The organism is Dokdonella sp. (assembly GCF_039926425.1).
Classification (GTDB): domain Bacteria; phylum Pseudomonadota; class Gammaproteobacteria; order Xanthomonadales; family Rhodanobacteraceae; genus Dokdonella_A.
Map to the genome: position 1 here is coordinate 1 of NZ_JBDSWZ010000121.1, position 14,891 is coordinate 14,891.

General features: G+C 64.5%; 15 protein-coding genes. 4 read left to right on the forward strand and 11 right to left on the reverse strand.

The window, feature by feature from the left end:
- The coding region (locus ABIV12_RS07340) for a HutD family protein (protein ID WP_348057783.1) at nucleotides 1–495 on the forward strand (495 nt) is incomplete at its 5' end.
- Here ABIV12_RS07340 and ABIV12_RS07345 read toward each other — a convergent pair.
- The 4 genes from ABIV12_RS07345 to ABIV12_RS07360 are packed head-to-tail and all read right to left on the reverse strand — an operon-like array spanning nucleotide 492 to nucleotide 5,628.
- Nucleotides 492–1,223, reverse strand: coding sequence for a tetratricopeptide repeat protein (locus ABIV12_RS07345; protein WP_348057785.1), 732 nt, complete (start codon nucleotides 1,221–1,223; stop codon nucleotides 492–494). The two genes, ABIV12_RS07340 and ABIV12_RS07345, sit on opposite strands and share 4 nt — an antisense overlap.
- Before the next feature lie 7 nt (nucleotides 1,224–1,230).
- A complete protein-coding gene (locus ABIV12_RS07350; protein WP_348057787.1) occupies nucleotides 1,231–1,917 on the reverse strand; it encodes a Fe2+-dependent dioxygenase in 687 nt (228 codons plus the stop codon).
- Nucleotides 1,918–1,960: 43 nt separating this feature from the next.
- Nucleotides 1,961–4,399 (reverse strand): TonB-dependent siderophore receptor, encoded by a 2,439-nt coding sequence (locus ABIV12_RS07355; protein WP_348057789.1) that lies wholly within the window; start codon nucleotides 4,397–4,399, stop codon nucleotides 1,961–1,963.
- 56 nt (nucleotides 4,400–4,455) lie between these two features.
- Nucleotides 4,456–5,628: a PepSY-associated TM helix domain-containing protein gene (locus ABIV12_RS07360; protein WP_348057791.1), complete on the reverse strand. Its 1,173-nt coding sequence runs from the start codon at nucleotides 5,626–5,628 to the stop codon at nucleotides 4,456–4,458.
- Between the two features lie 313 nt (nucleotides 5,629–5,941).
- On the opposite strand from ABIV12_RS07360, the gene ABIV12_RS07365 reads away from it, so the two are divergent.
- From ABIV12_RS07365 to ABIV12_RS07375, 3 genes are all read left to right on the forward strand, one after another.
- Nucleotides 5,942–6,613 (forward strand): response regulator transcription factor, encoded by a 672-nt coding sequence (locus ABIV12_RS07365; protein ID WP_348057793.1) that lies wholly within the window; start codon nucleotides 5,942–5,944, stop codon nucleotides 6,611–6,613.
- Nucleotides 6,606–7,982, forward strand: a complete 1,377-nt coding sequence (locus ABIV12_RS07370) for a sensor histidine kinase N-terminal domain-containing protein (RefSeq protein ID WP_348057795.1) — start codon at nucleotides 6,606–6,608, stop codon at nucleotides 7,980–7,982. The genes ABIV12_RS07365 and ABIV12_RS07370 overlap by 8 nt, the downstream gene beginning before the upstream one ends.
- A 68-nt stretch (nucleotides 7,983–8,050) precedes the next feature.
- Nucleotides 8,051–8,740 (forward strand): SDR family NAD(P)-dependent oxidoreductase, encoded by a 690-nt coding sequence (locus ABIV12_RS07375; RefSeq protein WP_348057797.1) that lies wholly within the window; start codon nucleotides 8,051–8,053, stop codon nucleotides 8,738–8,740.
- On the opposite strand, the gene ABIV12_RS07380 is transcribed toward ABIV12_RS07375, so the two are convergent.
- The 7 genes from ABIV12_RS07380 to sufB are packed head-to-tail and all read right to left on the reverse strand — an operon-like array spanning nucleotide 8,737 to nucleotide 14,870.
- Entirely contained in the window at nucleotides 8,737–9,057 is a 321-nt protein-coding gene (locus ABIV12_RS07380; protein WP_348057799.1) for a non-heme iron oxygenase ferredoxin subunit, read from the reverse strand. The two genes, ABIV12_RS07375 and ABIV12_RS07380, sit on opposite strands and share 4 nt — an antisense overlap.
- 21 nt (nucleotides 9,058–9,078) lie before the next feature.
- Nucleotides 9,079–9,621, reverse strand: coding sequence for a GNAT family N-acetyltransferase (locus ABIV12_RS07385; RefSeq protein ID WP_348057801.1), 543 nt, complete (start codon nucleotides 9,619–9,621; stop codon nucleotides 9,079–9,081).
- Nucleotides 9,618–10,064, reverse strand: a complete 447-nt coding sequence (gene sufU, locus ABIV12_RS07390; RefSeq protein WP_348057802.1) for a Fe-S cluster assembly sulfur transfer protein SufU — start codon at nucleotides 10,062–10,064, stop codon at nucleotides 9,618–9,620. The genes ABIV12_RS07385 and sufU overlap by 4 nt, the downstream gene beginning before the upstream one ends.
- 34 nt (nucleotides 10,065–10,098) lie before the next feature.
- Nucleotides 10,099–11,343 carry a cysteine desulfurase gene (locus ABIV12_RS07395; protein WP_348057804.1) on the reverse strand — a complete coding sequence of 415 codons (1,245 nt, stop codon included), beginning with the start codon at nucleotides 11,341–11,343 and terminating at the stop codon, nucleotides 10,099–10,101.
- Entirely contained in the window at nucleotides 11,340–12,611 is a 1,272-nt protein-coding gene (sufD, locus tag ABIV12_RS07400; protein WP_348057806.1) for a Fe-S cluster assembly protein SufD, read from the reverse strand. The genes ABIV12_RS07395 and sufD overlap by 4 nt, the downstream gene beginning before the upstream one ends.
- A gap of 1 nt (nucleotide 12,612) precedes the next feature.
- Nucleotides 12,613–13,374 carry a Fe-S cluster assembly ATPase SufC gene (gene sufC, locus ABIV12_RS07405; RefSeq protein WP_348057808.1) on the reverse strand — a complete coding sequence of 254 codons (762 nt, stop codon included), beginning with the start codon at nucleotides 13,372–13,374 and terminating at the stop codon, nucleotides 12,613–12,615.
- Nucleotides 13,374–14,870: a Fe-S cluster assembly protein SufB gene (gene sufB / locus ABIV12_RS07410; RefSeq protein WP_348057810.1), complete on the reverse strand. Its 1,497-nt coding sequence runs from the start codon at nucleotides 14,868–14,870 to the stop codon at nucleotides 13,374–13,376. The genes sufC and sufB overlap by 1 nt, the downstream gene beginning before the upstream one ends.
- Nucleotides 14,871–14,891: the final 21 nt, after the last annotated feature.

The window sequence follows — 14,891 nt, forward strand, 5'->3', positions numbered from 1 at the left end:
GGTGATTTCCGCTGGCGCATCAGCATCGCCGAGATCGAGCGCGACGGACCGTTTTCGCAGTTTCCCGGCGTCGAGCGTGACCTGCTCCTGCTCGAAGGCAACGGCATCGAACTGGACATCGACGCTGCCGAACCGCTGCGGCTCACGCAACGGTTTGCGCATGCGCGGTTTGCCGGAGAATCGACGGTGGGCTGCCGGCTTCTCGCGGGCGCGACGCGCGACTTCAACGTGATGGCCCGGCGCGACGTCGTGCGCGCCGACGTCATCGCGCGGCCACTGGTTGGCCCGATGGTGATCTTTCCGGAACAGGGCGCGGAATGGGTCGTGCATGTTTTTGCCGGTCATGCGGTCGCGCGCAGCGGCGAGCAGCGACTGCCACTGGCAGCGGGGGATTCATTGCACGCCGACTTTCGCGAGGACGGCGGCGCGCGTGTCGTGATCGATGGCGGTGGCGAGATCGTGCTGGTGAAATTCGTACCGGCAGACACACCTTAGGCGATCGACGGATCCGTCATTCCGGGTCGCTGCTGCAGCTCGATCGCAACAAGGCGGAGTTCTGCGTGAGTGGAACGCGCCAGATCCTCCGCGAGACGGCGCAGGAACGCCGGTGTCGCTGTCTTCGCGGCGCGGCGCAACCAGTCGGCGGCGCTATCGACGTCCCCGCGCAACGCGAGAATCGACGCGTAGCTCGCCTGACCGCGAAAATCGCCGCCCAGTGCCGCGCGTCGATACCAATCCACTGCGACTGCCATGTCGGCGGCGACGTCCCAGCCTTCCTCGAAGTGGCGCCCGACCATGTTCATCGACTTCGCGTGACCGAGATCGGCCGCGCGTCGGTACAGCGCGAACGCGCGTGCTCGATCCGCCCGAACGCCGCGACCGGCGGCGAGCAATTGCGCCAGGTTGTACATGCCCCAGTCGAGCCCTTGCTCCGCCGCGCTGCAATACCACGCGGCAGCGAGCTCGTGGTTCACCGGTGTACCGCGGCCAAGCTCGTGGCAGCGGCCAAGCATGTTCATTGCGAGCGCGTGGCCACTGTTGGCTGCGAGTGCGAACCAGTGCAGCGCTTCCACGTCATCGTGGCTCACGCCGCGCCCTTCGCTCAACAGCTGGGCGAACAGCGCCTGCGCGCCGATGTCGCCGGCGTGCGCCGCACTGCGCAGCGCCTGCAGTGCCGTCGTCGCTTCTGCCGACGGTCCGTCGAATGCGTCGATGCTGTGCATGGAAGACTCAGACGTCCGACCACTCGCGCAACAGGTTGTGATAGATGCCGGTGAGCCGGATCAACTCCGGCGCCTCCGGCATTTTCTGCGTCAACTGCTGGATCGAAACATCGAGATCGAACAGCATCCGCCGTTGCGCCTCGGATCGCACCAGGCTCTGGATCCAGAAGAACGACGCAATGCGCATTCCGCGCGTCACCGGTCTCACCTGATGCAGGCTGCTGCCGGGATACAACACGAGGTCGCCGGCCGGCAATTTCACGTCGTGGCTGCCGAAACTGTCCTCGATCACCAGTTCGCCACCGTCGTACTCGTCAGGCTCACTGAGGAACAGCGTGGCGGAAAGATCCGTACGCACTGGCTGTGATTCAGTGCCCGACCGGTCGTAGCGCACTGCGTTGTCGACATGGAACCCGAACGACTCGCCGCCTTCATAGCGATTGAACAGCGGCGGGTAGATGCGTCGCGGCAACGCACCGGCAAAGAACGTCGGACTGCGCGCGAGCGCGGAGAGCACCAGCCCTCCGAGTTCGCGCGACAGTGGATCCTCTTCGGCAAGCTGGCCGTTGTTCTTTGCCATTGCCGACTGGCGCCCTGCGGTGACACGGCCATCCTTCCACGCGGCCGACGCCAGCGCGTCGCGGCAACGCGCAAGTTCGGTCGATGACAGGACCTCGGGAACGTGCAGGAGCATCGCTATGGGCGCGTTCGGCGAAGGAGCGACAACGGATTCACCTTCAAAAGGTGTACGTCGCGGTCAGCACCGCCTGTCGCGCATCACCCGGGGTACCCCAGGCAATGTCGCCGCTGGTGCGTACACGCGTCAGATATTTTTCGTCGAACAGGTTGTTGACGTTGAACTGCAGCGCGAGATTGCGGTTCACCTTCCACGCTACCATCGCGCGGCCGGTCCAATAGCTGTCGACCGCGTTGAGCGGTCCATCGACATTCGCCGCCGAATGCTGGCTGACGGTGTAGCGGCCGACGTACGTGCTCCCGAGACCGACCTGCCAGTCATGCGAGAGGTCGTAGGTCGTCCAGAAGCTCATCGAATTTTCCGGCGTGCTCAGCAGCGGATCTCCCTTCGTGTAGTCGTGTCCCTGTGTGCCGACGAAATCGGACGCGCCTTGCAACACCTTGCTCTTCAGATGTGAGTAGTTCGCATAGATCGCCCAGTGATCGGTGAGCAACCCGCTCGCACCCAACAGCACGCCATCCACGCGAGCGCGCCCGTCGAGTGTCTGCTGACCGGAGGGATTGTCCGGATTCCCCGGATCAGCAACCCGGTAATTCTGGCGATCATTGCGGAACACCGAACCGGTCAGCGACAGTCGGCCGTCGAACACGTCCCACTTTGCACCCAGTTCGTAGTTCACCGCCGTTTCCGGATCGGCACCGCAATTCGCGGTCCCGGTGGTGCTGGCCGCTGTGCAGGTGCCGTTGACGGTGGCTGCCGACGGCGTCTTCGAGTTGCTGTAGGCGACATACACACTCGCGTTCTCGACCGGCTTGAACACCAGCCCCGCGCGATAGGAGAACAGCGTGTCTGCATTGTCGGCGGGCGCATTGGCTCCCGTGATCCTGCCGATGCCGGTGTTGTCGGGAGTCGGGTTGGCGACCGTTGGTGCGGTGAAGAGTTTCACGCTCGAACTCGTTGCGCTCGCGTCGTTGCGCTCGAGGCGGGCGCCCATGTTCAACGACCACTGGTCGCTGAACTTGAGGTTGTCGAACACGTAACCGGCCGCGTTGTCGAGATCGCCTTCCACCTTCGAGGTCAGTGTGCGATGGCTCGCACCCGTAAAGAACGAATCCGGATCACCGATCGGCGTGAATGGAAAATAGCCCGGCGCCGCGTAGGGATTGGTGCCGTCCGCATTGCGGAACTGGCTGCTTCCCGTCAGTGAATACGTCTCGTGCGAGAGCGAGACTCCTGCGACCAACGTGTGCGCAATTGCGCCGGTGTTGAAGTTCGCGGTGAGATCGGTCTGGTTGTAGAGGATCTTGTTGGTGGTGTCGCGGATGTTGCCGCGCGGGCCGCTCGGCATGTACATGCCTGGCGGCACGACGATCTCGAGGAATGTTCCGGGATTGAGCGTGCAGCTGGTGCCGGCCGGCGTCAGGTTGTCGGGCAGGCAAAAGGTACCCTGCGGCGGATCGACCCGCGAAAACTGGGTCACACGCTGCACGCGCGTCAGGTTGCGCAACGAAAAGTCGCTGCCGAAATTGTGCTGGATCGCGCTCGTCAGGGCGTCGGCGCGGATCTGCTGCGTATCGAAATTCCGGTAGCCGTAATACGCCTCGCGATCGACGCCGGGCAGCACGTCGCCCTTGTACGTCGGCACGCCGTATTGCGGCACGTTGTCGTCGTGCTGGTGGAAGTAGCTCAGGGTCAGCGTGGTGTCGGTACCGAGGCCGAACGCGATCGACGGCGCGATGCCCCAGCGCCGGAAGTTCTCGACATCGCGACCGGGCGCGTCGTTTTCGTGCGCCATCACGTTGAGTCGGAACGCGGTGGAGTCGCCGATCTGCTGGTTGCTGTCGACCGTCACGCGGCCGTACGAGTCGGTTCCAACGCCGGCGCCAATCGTCGTCCGATTGCCGAGATTGGGCGTCTTGCTGACCAGGTTGACCGAACCGCCGACCGAGCCGGAGCCCGAATACACCGAGTTCGCGCCGTTGACCAGCTCGACGTGGTCGAGGTCGAACGGATCGGTGCGTGTGTACTGCGCACTGTCGCGCACGCCGTCGACGGTGATGTCGTTGCTGCCGGTGAATCCGCGCAGATTGATGCTGTCGCCGTAACCGCCACCGCCCTCGCCCGCGCCGAACGTGATGCCGGGCAACGTGCTGAGGATGTCACGCAGGTTGAGCAGATTCTGCTCGGCAATGATTTTCTGCGGAACGATGGTGATCTGCTGCGGCGTGTCGAGCAGCGGTGCAGTCAGTTTCGACGACGCGCCCTGCGCCGGCGCATGGCCCTCGACCGTCACGCTGTCGAGCTGGGCAGAGTTGCGCGAATCCACATCATCGGGCGCGGCATTGGCGTCGGACGATGCGTCCACACTCGTCACGTCCGCCAAAGCCGGAACGCCGGTGGTTGCGAATGCTGTGCCGAGTGCAGTGGCTAGCAGACGCCGGGGCGTTGCGTGGCTGGAGGTAATGAACGAGACGGACATCGGGGAACTTCCTTGCATTGGAAAATAGGGAGAGCGAACAGCCTTTGACCCCGCGATCAAGCGGGGGCGGTGTCGGCCTTGGGCACCGCCAAAGTCGTCGGAGTCGCACCTGCGCGATGCGCGCGGGACGCTTCGTTGCGCCGGCGCAGGAGCCACAGCCAAACGCCGGTGATCGTGAAGAACGGCAACAGCAGCGACGCCACCGCGACGAGCACGCGCCCGGGCACACCGAGGAAGCTGCCGGTATGAACGGGGAACAGCGCGGAAACGAAGCGGCGACCGCGGGGGAGATCCGCATAGAGTTCGCGGCTGATCACCTGGCCGCTGGCGAGATCAATCTTCAACGTGTTCCACGCCCGCTCGTGCGCGCTGTCGGCCGTCTGGTAGCGGATCTCGAGCGGCGCGTCGGATTTGTCGGTCACCGCAAAGGTCGCCCGCGAAGCGTCGGGTGCAGCCGCTCGAAACGCGGACCATGCACCATCGACGGAGACGGGCGCAGCCTTCGCGTCGCCCGACGGCGGAGGCGCGCGACGTGCAGGCGTCGGGACGCCCGCCATCGCATTCACGGCACTGCGGTAGAAATCGTACGACCACCACAGGCCCGTCAGCGCGGTGGACAGATAGAACACCAGCAGCCAGGTTCCGGCAATTGCATGCAACTGCCACCAGAAGCCGCGGCCTTTCGCCTGCAGGTTGGGCTTCAGCCACGACGCCACCGAATGCCGTCGTCGCGGCCAGCGAAGGTAAACGCCCGTCACCACCATGAGGATCAGCAGCGCGGTGCTCGCCCCGACGATCTGCTTGCCGACCGGTCCGGCGGCAAGCGTGCGATGCAGTTGCTCCACTGTCGCAAAAAAGGCCGCGCCACGCGCGGAACCCAGCACGGTCGCGTCATACGGATCCATTGCGAGCTCCGAACCGCGTTCCCCTTTGCCGGCCACACGCAGACGCACCGCCTGGTCGTCGCCGTTCCAGCTGACGTTTCGCACCGACTTGTCCGGATTGGCCGCGCGCATGGCTGCGATCCAGCGATCGGGGGTCAGCGCGACACGGTTTGCTGCAGACACGTTCAACTGGGGATTGAGCGCATCCAGCGTCGGCTCCTCCATCCCGAGCAGCCCGCCGGTGAATCCCACCACGCCAAGCACAAGGCCGGCACTCAGCCCTGCCAGCCAGTGCAGGCGGAACAGCACCCGCTTGAGCAGGCTGCGTTGGACAGTGATCGACATGGGGGCGCTCTCGGTCGGCCACGCATTCGATCACAAATACGAATCATTCTCAACATGATTGGCGAACGTTTACGCGTTTTGATCGAGCGCCATCCGCGAGCGAAGGCCCCTCGTTGGACTGATGGATGGACCAACAACGACGCGAGACCCGCCGCCCGGGCGACGTCCCGGCGAATTCTCCGTCGCCGCAGAGCCGCGCCGGTGCAAGCGGGGCGAGCGAGTGCTGGACGTCGCATTGATCGGGAAACACCCGGCCCCGCAAGTGTGCAAGCATTCCGCATCCGCGCATCCCGATCATCGAGACAACCCTTTCATGCGCATCCTGGTCATCGAAGACGACATCGCCATCGCCGACGCAATCGGCGCCGCCCTCACGCGCGCCGGACACGCCGTCGACCGGCTCGCCAACGGACGCCAGGCGGACGTGGCGCTGCGCGACCATCCCTACGACCTGATCGTGCTCGACCTCGGCCTGCCGGACATCGACGGCATCGAGCTGCTGCGCCGGCTGCGCGCGCGCTCCGACGCGTGCCCGGTGCTGGTCGCAACCGCGCGCGAAGAGCTCGAAGAGCGCGTGCGTGCGCTCGATCTCGGCGCCGATGATTACCTGGTGAAGCCGTTCGCGCTGCGCGAGTTCGAAGCGCGCGTTCGAGCGCTGTTGCGACGACGGACGACCCAGGGCGTGCCCGAACTGCAGCTGGGTCGACTGCGCCTCGACCTGCCGCGCCGACGCGCGCAGGTCGACGATGTGGCGATCGAGCTCACGCCGCGCGAGTTCGGGCTGCTCGAAGCGCTGGTGGCTCGCCTCGATCGCGTGATGAGTCGCGAACAACTCGTGGATGCACTGTGCAGCTGGGACACCACGCTCACCGACAACGGCCTCGACATCGCGGTCTACCGGTTGCGCCGCAAGCTCGATGGCAGCGGTGTGCGCATCCGTACCGTGCGTGGTCTCGGCTACTTGCTGGAAGCGGAAGGTGGCTAATCCGCCAAGCCTGCGGCGGAGATTGCTGTTCTTCCTCGCGCTGCCGATGGGACTGGCCTGGTTGGCCAGCGGCGCGCTGATCTACGTGCTCGCGCTGCACTACGCCAACGTCAACTACGACCGCTCGCTGCTCGATGGCGCGCATGCGCTCGAAAAGATGATCCGAAGCGATGCGGGCCTGCAGAACCTCAGCCCGCAGGCGCGGATCCTGATGGAATACGATCCGAGCGATCCGGCGTCCTATGCCGTGCGCAGCGTTCGGCACGGCGTACTGGCGGCAAACGCGGAGCTGCCGGAGATGCGCGACCCTCCGGCGATCGACGCGCCCGCCCGAATCGAGTCGATCGTGCTCGGAGGCCGATCGATGCGCATGGCAAGCCTGGCGCTCGCGGGCGCGGAGGACGGCGACACGATCGTCGTGGCGGTTGCCGAAACGCTGCGCGAGCGACGTGCGCTGGCCCGCGAAATCCTCGTCGGTACCTTGCCGATCGTGCTGATGCTGATCGCGCTGGTGCTGGTGCTGGTCTGGTTTGGCGTCACTCGCGGCCTTCGCCTGCTCGATCCGTTGACCGAGCAGATTGCGGGACGCCGTGCGAGGGATCTTTCGCCGCTGGACCAACGTGCGGTGCCGGTCGAGATCCGCTCGCTGACGCACACCATCGACGCGCTGTTCGCGCGCTTGCGCGATCTGCTCGACGTGCAGGAGCGCTTCATTGCGGACGCCGCACATCAACTGCGCACGCCGCTGGCCGGACTGCGCCTGCAGGCCGAACGCGCGCTGGCGGACCCTCGACCGGAGAGCGTGCGCGACGCGCTCGTGCACGTGGAACGCCTGTCGGCCGGAGCGGGTCGCGCGGCCGGCCAGCTGCTGACCCTTGCGCGTGCGCAGACCTCCAGCCAGCAGACCGAGCCGGGAAGCTCGGTCGATCTGGCGCGTATCGCGCGGGACTACATCGGCGAGCGCGTGCCCGCCGCCATCGCAGCGCGCGTGGATCTCGGCTACGAAGGTCCGACCCACGGCGCCGAGGTCATCGGCGATGCGGTGATGCTGCGTGAGGCACTCGTCAACCTCGTCGACAACGCGCTCAACTATGCCGGCGAAAACGGCACGGTGACCGTGTCGATCGTGCCGGAGGTGCGCACCATCGCACTCGCGGTCGAGGATTCCGGACCTGGTGTTTCCGAGGAATGGTGGCCACGCCTCGGCGAGCGGTTTTTCCGACCGCCTGGCAGTCATCGCGAAGGCTCGGGGCTTGGGCTCGCGATCGTGCGGCGCATTGCGGAGCGTTATGGCGCCGCGGTGATCTATACCCGCGGCCGCGATGGACTCGGCCTGCGCGTGACGCTGCGGTTCCCGTCCGCTCGCTGACGCGGGTTTCGCGAAGCTTTCGACGCGAACGACTATCATCGACCCTTCGATCGACAGGCGGACTCGCGATGATGCTGACGGGAAAATGCGTGGCGGTGACAGGTGCGTTCGGTAGCCTTGGCGCGGCAGTGGTGGAGGCGGTGCAGAAAGCCGGTGCGCGCGTGGCCGCCATCGATCGCACAGCGACTCCGCACGAACCACTCGGTGATGCCGCGTTGTTCGGCAATGTCGATCTGGGCGACATGGCGAGCGCGCAGAAAACGCTCGACGACATCGCACAAAAACTCGGCGGACTCGATGCGCTGGTCAACGTCGCAGGCATGTTTCGCTGGGAAACGCTCGTCGACGGCAGCCTCGACACCTGGGATCTCCTCTACCGCGTGAACCTGCGGACCGCGGCGGCCGCGAGCAAGGCGGCGGTTCCGCATCTGCTCAAGAGCACTGCCGGCCGCATCGTCAATGTCGGTGCTGGCGCGGCCGGGAAAGCCACGGCCGGAATGGGCGCGTACGCCGCATCGAAAGCCGGCGTTGCACGACTGACCGAAGCGCTCGCCGACGAATTGAAGGACCAGCACATCACGGTGAACGCGGTGCTGCCGAGCATCATCGACACAGCGCCCAATCGCGCCGACATGCCGACCGCCGAGTTCGATCGCTGGGTGAAGCCCGCGCAGCTTGCCGACGTTATCGTGTTCCTGCTGTCCGATCAGGCAGCAGCAATCACCGGAGCGCTGGTGCCGGTGAACGGGCGCGTCTAGTCGTCCCGGTCGTCGCGTGTGTAGACCGCGTCGGCTTCGACCTTCACCGGAAATTTCGCCACCGGCTCGTAGGCGGGCGGGCACAGCACCGCACCGGTGGTGATGTCGAACCGCGCGCCGTGCCGGAGACATTCGATTTCGTTGCCTTCAATCGGTCCCCCGGTCAGCTCGCCACCGTCGTGCGTGCAGACGTCTTCGATCGCGTAGAGCGCTCCGTCGAGATTGAACACCGCGATCGCGGTGTCGCCGTCGAAGACGGTGCGGTATTCGCCCGGAAGCAGCTCGGCCCTCGCGCAGACGCGCACCCAGTCAGCCATGTCGGTGGATCCGAAGCGCGATCACAACGGTTTCACCAGTCGTTCGAAACGCAGATCGTCCCTTTTGGGGATGCCGAAGCGCTGATCACCGTACGGAAACGGCGAATGGATTCCGGTGCGATGGTAACCGCGGCGCTCGTACCAGGCGATGAGCTCTTCACGGAGCGGGATCACCGTCATCTGCATCTCGCGGGCGTTCCATTCGTCGCGCGCAACACGTTCGGCTTCGGCCAGCAGGGCATTGCCGATGCCTGCACCTTGACGTGTGGGCGTTACGGAGAACATGCCGAAATAGCTCGCTTCACCCAGCCGTGCAATGTGTGCGCACGCGAGAAGATCATTGCCCGATTCCATAAGGATCACGCGACTTGCGGGCTTGACGATCAGGTCTTCAACGCCGGCGGAGTCGACCCGTTGTCCATCGAGCAGGTCGGCTTCGGTGGTCCATCCCTTGCGGCTGTCGTCGCCGCGGTAGGCCGATTGCACCAGCGCGACGATCGCGTCGACGTCGGCGGCTTCGGCGTTGCGGAACGTGAAGCGCTCCGATGACGTCGTCTTGATCATCGACTCTCCGATTCGGTGGTGGTGCGGTCGACGCCGGCCAATGCGGCACGCAGCGTCGCCCACGGCAGCAGCGCGCATTTTCGCCGACCAGGGTAGCGCTGCAACTCGCGCATCGCATTGAGTTCGCCGAGCTCGTCATCGGCAACGCCCGATTCGATCATGCGACTGAACCGATCTGCCCACGCGCCCACCTCTGATGACGACCGGTTTGCAACGAGATCGCCCAGCATCGATCCACTCGCCGTTGCAATCGCACACGCTTCACCGGCGAATCCCACTTTGACAATGCGATGTCCGTCGCACGTTGCCTCGACACGCAGCCGGTCGCCGCACAGCGGATTCGCACCCTCGGCACAATGAGTGAATCCGTCCACCGCTCCGCGATGGCGCGGATGGCGGTAGTGATCGAGAACGACCTGCTGGTACAACGTCGAAGCCGACATTGTGGAGGACCCGATTCCTGCAAGCCTAAGGGCGTCAGCCCAGCAGCTTGCGCACCTTGTCGATCGCCGCGACGAAGCGCTCGATCTCGTCGTGCGTATTGTAGAACGCGAGCGACGCACGCACCGTGGCGGGCACGCCGAAGAACTTCATCAGCGGATGGGCGCAGTGATGACCGGAGCGCACCGCGACTCCCTCATGATCGAGCAGCGTCGCCAGATCATGCGCGTGCGCGCCGTCGATCAGAAACGAGATCACCGGCACCTTGTCCGGCGCTTCGCCGAAAATGCGCAGGCCCGGGATCGTCTTCAACGCCTGCGTCGCATGCACAAGCAACTCCTGCTCGTACGCGCGCAGCCGCGCGTGCCCGAGTCCCTGAACGTAGTCGATCGCCGCGGCGAGACCGACGAAACCGGCAATGTTCGGCGTGCCCGCCTCGAAGCGATGCGGTGGATCGGCAAATGTGGTGCCCTCGAAGCTCACTTCGCGGATCATTTCTCCGCCACCGAACAGCGGAGGCATGTCGCGCAAAATCTCCTTGCGCGCCCACAGTGCACCGGTGCCGGTCGGTCCGAACAGCTTGTGGCCTGTCACCGTGTAGAAGTCGCAGCCGAGCGCACGCAGGTCCACCGGCAGGTGCGGCGTCGCCTGCGATCCGTCGACCAGCAGCGGGATGCCGCGGCGGCGCGTCTCCCGCGCGAGCTGCGCGATCGGGTTGATCGTGCCGAGCACGTTCGACACGTGCGTCACGCCGGCGAGCTTCACGCTCGGGGTCAGCATGTCGACGAACCGCTCGACGATGAGCTCGCCACGCTCGTTGATCGGAGCGACCTTCAGCGTCGCACCGGTGCGCTCGCACACCAGCTGCCACGGCACGATGTTCGCGTGATGCTCCATCGTGGTGATCAGGATCTCGTCGCCCGCCTTCAACCGCGGCATCGCGTAGCTGTAGGCCACCAGGTTGATCGCCTGGGTAGTGCCGCTGGTCAGCACGATCTCGTCGCGCGACGACGCGTTGAGCAGGCGTGCGAGACGGTCACGAGCCGACTCGTAGGCCGCGGTCGCTTCCTCCCCCAGCTGATGCACCGCGCGCGCGACGTTCGCGTTGGTCTGGCGATAGAAATGATCAACGGCTTCGATCACCGACGCGGGCTTCTGCGACGTGTTTGCATTGTCGAAATAGACCAGCGCCTTGTCGTGCACTTCGCGCATCAGCAGCGGAAAGTCGGCGCGTACGCTGTCGACGTCGAACGGCTCGACCGGATTCTGGATGGCATTCATTCGCCTGTCTCCGCTTGCGGCAAACGCGCAGCAAGCAACGTATCAATGTGGGCGCGCAACGCGGTCGGCCGGATTTCCGCGAGAACGGCACCGCAAAATGCGCCGACCAGGATACGGCGCGCGAGATCCAACGGCATCCCGCGCGAACGCAGATAGAACAACGCGCGCTCGTCAAGTTGACCCACAGTGGCACCGTGGGCGGCCTTCACTTCGTCCGCGTAGATCTCAAGCACCGGTTGGGTGTCAATTTCGGCGTTCGGCGACAACAGGAGATTCTTGTTGCTGAGCTTGGCATCGGACCCGTCGGCGCCGGGCGCCACGGTGATCGCGCCGTGGAACACACCACGCGAGCGCTGGTCGGCAACGCCGCGCCACACGATGTCGCACGCGGTATCGCGTGCATCGTGAGTGACCACCATGTGCGTGTCCGCGTGCTGTCGACCCTGCAATGCGAAAACGCCGCGCGATTCAAAGCGCGCGCCGCGACCCACCAGGTCGACGACCAGGTCGTGGCGCATCAACTGCGCGCCGGTCTCAACCGTGTGCATCGAAAGGACCGCGGTGTCCTCGAGTCGGCACGTCGTGCGCCGAATCAGCGTCGCCGCCGGCGCAGCCTCCTGCAACTGCACCAGATCCAGATGCGCGCCAGCACCGAGCGCGTGGTTGACCACCAGATTGCCCAGATGCGCGTTGGGCGATGCCGCAACGTGATGTTCAATCACCTTCAACGACGCGCCGGCGCCGAGATCAAATCGCGCAAGCACGTTCCAGGCGAGATCCGCGTCTGCTGCGACTCCCACGAAGATGAGCAGCAGTGGCTGCGCGATCGTCGCACCGTCCAAAACCGTCACCTGTGGACCGTCAGTGGCGAGCACCGCGTTGAGACGAGAGAACGCCGCGGACCGGGCTCCGGAAAGGTCTCCGTCCGTCGGCGCAGATTCCCCACGGCCATCATCGACACTGCGCCCGATCTGCAAGCCGGTGACCAATTGGACGTTCGACAAATCGTGGCGGAAGACACCATTGACGAACACCAGACGCGCACAACTTTCGATCGGCACGAGCAGCGCGTCGAGATCGATGGCACGCGTCGCAGCCTGCGCATCGCCAACCGCGTACGACCGCTGTTCAAGCGCACGCAGGTTCGTATATTTCCACGCTTCGTCGCGCGCGCCCGGCAAGCCATCGCGAAGCAATGCAGCCGCCAGGTGCTCGCGACCCGCCGGCACGGGCTCGCTAAGCAGTGACGCAAGCAGCGCGCCCGCCATGTCAGGCCGCGCCCACGAGCTTGCGCTCGGCGACCCACGCGTAACCATGTTCTTCCAGTTTGAGCGCGAGCGTGCGATCACCGCTTTCGACAATGCGCCCGTCGGCGATCACGTGCACGAAATCCGGCACGATGTAATCGAGCAGGCGCTGATAGTGCGTAATGACCAGAAACGCGCGCGCCGGATCGCGCATCGCATTGACGCCGTCGGCAACCATTTTCAGCGCATCGATATCGAGGCCCGAATCGGTCTCGTCCAGAATTGCGAGTTTTGGCTCGAGCACCGCCATCTGGAAGATTTCGTTGCGCTTCTTTTCGCCACCCGAAAATCCTTCGTTCACAGCGCGATGCAGCAGCTCCTCCTTCAACTGCAGCACTGCGAGCTTCGCGCGAACGAGCTTCAGGAACTGCATCGAATCGACTTCGGGTTCGCCCCGATGCTTGCGCTGCGCATTGAGCGCCGCACGCAGGAAATAGGTGTTGTTGACGCCGGGTATTTCCACCGGATACTGGAACGCCAGGAACACGCCTTCGGCCGCACGCTCCTCCGGCGCAAGCTCGAGCAGATTGCGGCCGTTGTATTCGACCGTACCCTGCGTTATTTCGTAGCCTTCGCGACCGGCGAGCACGTTGCCGAGCGTCGATTTGCCAGCGCCGTTCGGCCCCATCAACGCATGCATCTCGCCCGCCTTCACGTGAAGCGAGAGACCCTTGAGGATGTCCTTGCCCGCGACGCGGACATGGAGATTGTCGATCTTCAGCATCAGCCCACCGCTCCTTCCAGCGATACTTCCAGCAACTTCTTCGCCTCGACCGCAAACTCCATTGGCAGTTCGCGGAACACCTGCTTGCAGAATCCATCGACGATCATCGACACCGCGTCTTCCTCGCCGATGCCGCGCGCACGACAGTAGAACAGCTGGTCGTCGGAGATTTTCGAGGTGGTCGCCTCGTGCTCGACGATCGCGCCTGGATTCTTCACTTCGATATACGGGAACGTGTGTGCGCCGCAGCGCTTGCCGATCAGCAATGAATCGCATTGCGTGTGATTGCGTGCTCCGTCCGCACCCTTTTCGACCTTCACCAGACCGCGATAGGTGTTCTGCCCGTGTCCGGCGCTGATGCCCTTGGAGACGATTTTCGACTTCGTGTTGCGGCCGATGTGGATCATCTTGGTGCCGGTATCGGCCTGCTGGCGGTGATGGGTCAACGCGACCGAATTGAATTCACCCACCGAGTCGTCTCCGCGCAGGATGCAGCTCGGATATTTCCAGGTGATCGCCGAGCCGGTTTCCACCTGCGTCCACGAAATCTTGCTGCGTGCACCGCGGCAATCGCCGCGCTTGGTGACGAAGTTGTAGATGCCGCCGACGCCGTTCTCGTCGCCCGGATACCAGTTCTGCACGGTGGAGTACTTGATGTTCGCGTCGTCGAGCGCGACCAGTTCGACCACGGCTGCATGCAACTGGTTCTCATCGCGCATCGGCGCGGTGCAACCTTCGAGATACGACACGCTCGCGCCTTCCTCGGCGATCAGCAGCGTGCGCTCGAACTGGCCGGTGTCGCGCGCATTGATTCGGAAGTAGGTGCTGAGTTCCATCGGGCAACGAACGCCCTTCGGGATGAACACGAAGCTGCCGTCGGAAAACACCGCGGAGTTGAGCGCGGCGAAATAGTTGTCGCCGATCGGCACCACGCTGCCAAGGTATTTGCGGATCAGTTCGGGATGTTCGCGGATCGCATCGGAGATCGATCCGAAAATCACGCCGACCGCGGCAAGCTCCTTGCGGAACGTGGTGCCGACGGAGACGGAATCGAAGACGGCGTCGACCGCGACGCCGGCCAGACGCGCGCGCTCGTGCAGCGGAACGCCGAGCTTCTCGTACGTTTCCAGCAATTTCGGGTCGACGTCGGCGAGCGACTTCGGACGATTCTTCGGCTGCGAGAAATAACTGACGGCCTGGAAATCGATTGGCACAATCGACAGCTTGGCCCAGTTCGGCGGTGTCATTGTCAACCAGTGCCGATACGCCTTGAGGCGCCACTCGGTCATCCACTCGGGTTCATTCTTGCGCGCTGAAATTGCACGCACTGTCCCCTCGTCGAGACCTGGCGGCAGGCTTTCGCTTTCGATGTCGGTGACGAAGCCGGCGTCGTAACGCCGGTTGAGCGCCGCCGTCACTTCCGCATTGGCGGTGGAATCGGAGGGTGCGTCAGACCCGAGCGCGACGCTCGGGTCATCAATGATTGGGGTGGCCATGGTGTTCGGGCTGCCTTCGAA

Bases quoted from the DNA above. Each gene is read 5' to 3' on its own strand.
- ABIV12_RS07345 (WP_348057785.1), bottom strand. From the start codon at position 1,223: ATGCACAGCATCGACGCATTCGACGGACCGTCGGCAGAAGCGACGACG.
- ABIV12_RS07350 (WP_348057787.1), bottom strand. From the start codon at position 1,917: ATGCTCCTGCACGTTCCCGAGGTCCTGTCATCGACCGAACTTGCGCGT.
- ABIV12_RS07355 (WP_348057789.1), bottom strand. From the start codon at position 4,399: ATGTCCGTCTCGTTCATTACCTCCAGCCACGCAACGCCCCGGCGTCTG.
- ABIV12_RS07360 (WP_348057791.1), bottom strand. From the start codon at position 5,628: ATGTCGATCACTGTCCAACGCAGCCTGCTCAAGCGGGTGCTGTTCCGC.
- ABIV12_RS07365 (WP_348057793.1), top strand. From the start codon at position 5,942: ATGCGCATCCTGGTCATCGAAGACGACATCGCCATCGCCGACGCAATC.
- ABIV12_RS07375 (WP_348057797.1), top strand. From the start codon at position 8,051: ATGATGCTGACGGGAAAATGCGTGGCGGTGACAGGTGCGTTCGGTAGC.
- ABIV12_RS07380 (WP_348057799.1), bottom strand. From the start codon at position 9,057: ATGGCTGACTGGGTGCGCGTCTGCGCGAGGGCCGAGCTGCTTCCGGGC.
- ABIV12_RS07385 (WP_348057801.1), bottom strand. From the start codon at position 9,621: ATGATCAAGACGACGTCATCGGAGCGCTTCACGTTCCGCAACGCCGAA.
- sufU (WP_348057802.1), bottom strand. From the start codon at position 10,064: ATGTCGGCTTCGACGTTGTACCAGCAGGTCGTTCTCGATCACTACCGC.
- ABIV12_RS07395 (WP_348057804.1), bottom strand. From the start codon at position 11,343: ATGAATGCCATCCAGAATCCGGTCGAGCCGTTCGACGTCGACAGCGTA.
- sufD (WP_348057806.1), bottom strand. From the start codon at position 12,611: ATGGCGGGCGCGCTGCTTGCGTCACTGCTTAGCGAGCCCGTGCCGGCG.
- sufC (WP_348057808.1), bottom strand. From the start codon at position 13,374: ATGCTGAAGATCGACAATCTCCATGTCCGCGTCGCGGGCAAGGACATC.
- sufB (WP_348057810.1), bottom strand. From the start codon at position 14,870: ATGGCCACCCCAATCATTGATGACCCGAGCGTCGCGCTCGGGTCTGAC.